Genomic DNA, 2,819 nt, shown 5'->3' on the forward strand with positions numbered 1-2,819 from the left:
ATCTACCTGCTGTACTGATAGTGGTAAATATCCAAGTTATTTAGTTGTTAAAATTCATTGTGGAGTTACCAGTGGATAAGATTAGATTTAAAATCGAATAAATTTGTTGCGGAATAAAAGTGGGTTAAGTCGTAATTCAATGCGTACAACTTAAAACCACGGCTGATTTGTTAAAGATTTAAAAATGACCCATGGTTTATTCCACATTTATAGCATGTTGCGTTCGTTCTTTATCGGTTATTAAGTAGTAAAGAGTAATCCAACAACAATAAGAATCATAAATAAAAAGACGCATCCCGAAAGATCAATTGGACTAGGTTCTAACTGCGCTTTCCTTTGCTCACTCTCTTGTTCAGACACAATGTTGAATTTGTTATCAAACTGTTCTACTAACACTTTTAATTTTAGCTCACCCTCAATTGCATCTACCTCATTACTACATAGTGTTTTTTGTGTAACTAGTGCAAAGTCGCCCATAAAAGCATGCACTGAATAATGATAGTTTCCTGAATTAAACGTTTCTTTTTCATATTTTAAATTCAGCACAGCATTACACCCTGCTTCAATGGCTAGTTTTTTTATATGCGCTCTACCTTCATTTGGGTCTTCAAAGAAGCGAGTTCTTAATGGCAGCCTTTTTTCAACATGACCTTGCTTTGGGTTGTGGTGTTTGCTCATAAAAAAGTTAACGGGCTCATGTTTAAAATAAACATTGTTAACCTTTATTTTCTTTGCAGCTAAACCTTTCGCGGTCGGCGTCGGGTCGAATTCTACCACTGCTCCTTTAACTAGTTTTTCCTCATCGTCACTATTTAGCAAGCATGAAAAGTGGAGAAAGTAACTTTCACCATCACTCCCTTTAATGAACCCATACTTTTTACTTTTTATATACGATACAACTTTACCTTGCACAGTTTTTATTCCCAAATATATACTTCATATAAAGCTGGTGGTTTGCCTCTCGATGAGCAGGGCCACTTACTAGACAACTATCTCAAATTACTTAACATCTATTAATTAATGTTCGGCCTGGCTTATACATCACTATTTATTAATACATTAACTAATTAAACTTTCTTTTTTATTTGCTGGCTCATAAATTGAGGCGCAAGGTTTCTTGTAAAAGATGAATGTTTTTTTATTTCTGGCATTAATACTATTTCGTCTTGGTTAACTGTGATCTTCACACCTAGAATTACAGCCGTTTCCTGCATGGCTACCCCACCCTGATAAACCCTTTCATATTTATCATCTTCTTCTTCTATCGGACTACCCACATCATCAAAATCCATCCACATAGACGCCATGGATGCATGGTTTTTTAATATGATACTAAAGTTCTTTTTGAAATCTGTTAATGATATTTGCGGCGCGATTCTATCCTTAAGCTCAGGCCAGCCCATAACCGCGAGCCCTTTCGATTTAAAATAGGCTGAACTCCAAAGGTTAAAAGCAAATATTAAATTATTTTTAACCGACAAGGCATAAGGCTGGGTTTCTGTTAGCTCATGATATGCGTCGATTGAACTATCAAACCTTTTAATAATTTGGGCTACAGTTTCGCTCGGGAACTGTATCTGTAGGACAACAGATCCGGGCACCTCCTTTGATTCACCTTCCACACGTAAATTTAGAATATTCAAATGAAGAACAGAGTTTTCAGACATATTGTATCTTTGAAGAAACCAGCTGGGTAGCTTGTTCATATGAAATGATGTGCCCGATAATCTCCGTATGCCTTTTAAGGCCTGACTTTTGTTCCCGCCACTTTTAGGCAATGAAAGTACACTTAAAACTGAATTTAGTGGGATGTTATAGGTTTCACCCACTTCCAATCCTGAGCTGAGCTGTTCTTTTATTATATGTTCCAATACAGTTATTAAAGCTATGTAATACCTGAGATCTTTTAAAAGCGCTATTTTCTCACCTTTACCAGATCGTGTTGTAACATTTACTTTTTCAGATTGCCACAAAACAAAAGATTCAATTTTGGCTTGGCTAGCTTTTTGATTGAAACGTAACGATCCAAACAGAACTGTTGTTATTAAATCGCAAAAAGCAGCATCTTTTAAATCGTCCCTATTTACAATATCTACATCTTCAACTCTGATTAGTTGAGCTTGAGCTGCTTTACTCTCTCCATCTTTACTAAGTGATATGCTTGTTTCAGGTGCTTTGAGATCATATAGAACACCCCTTCTATTTTTTTTCTCATCTGTAGTGCAATATGATTGCTCAAACAAGCCTATATCAAGAAAATATTTTGCATAATTTCTTATCGTAGACATTGAAAACCCCAAGGTTTGTGATACTTCTTCAAGTGAGGTTATCTGCTCGGAGTGACTAAGGCACTTCTTTATGGATGCATTTAAAAAGGCTAATTGTTTTGGCTTTATATCAAGTACATTTACCGATCGCCTTATGACTTTTAGAACGCTGGCGTCCTGAACTCTAATTAGAGGGGCCTTTATATTTAAATGAGTCAAGTCGATGTTAGATTGTTTTGTGTCTTTCACTTTTTCACCTATATAATTTCATACAATATGTTTACAGCACTGTTTTAATGTACTCTTTTTTTTTGCTGTATTTATTGCTAGTAAATAAAACGTCGCTGTTGACGCGACGGCAATTTCTAAAACTCGTTACCATTCACTTTAACCTGTAACCCTTATTGCGCTATCAATATAATTCATTGTCTCACGTGAGACTGCTATCAAAAGTTACCAAGTTCATGCTCAGTATTTCAATTTATAAACCTGAGTCTCACGTGAGACTGATGTAATAAAACAACCAATTCATGCCCAATATTTCAATTTATA

2 protein-coding genes are annotated in these 2,819 nt (G+C 35.5%); both read right to left on the bottom strand.

Going from position 1 to position 2,819, the window contains the following annotated elements; translation table 11 throughout:
• Positions 1–240: 240 nt before the first annotated feature.
• Positions 241–912 carry a cold-shock protein gene (locus H5058_RS10985; protein WP_182678203.1) on the bottom strand — a complete coding sequence of 224 codons (672 nt, stop codon included), beginning with the start codon at positions 910–912 and terminating at the stop codon, positions 241–243.
• 155 nt (positions 913–1,067) lie between these two features.
• Positions 1,068–2,516 carry a hypothetical protein gene (locus tag H5058_RS10990; RefSeq protein ID WP_182678205.1) on the bottom strand — a complete coding sequence of 483 codons (1,449 nt, stop codon included), beginning with the start codon at positions 2,514–2,516 and terminating at the stop codon, positions 1,068–1,070.
• Positions 2,517–2,819 lie beyond the last annotated feature (303 nt).

Source organism: Pseudoalteromonas sp. SR45-4, assembly GCF_014163535.1.
Lineage (GTDB): Bacteria > Pseudomonadota > Gammaproteobacteria > Enterobacterales > Alteromonadaceae > Pseudoalteromonas > Pseudoalteromonas nigrifaciens.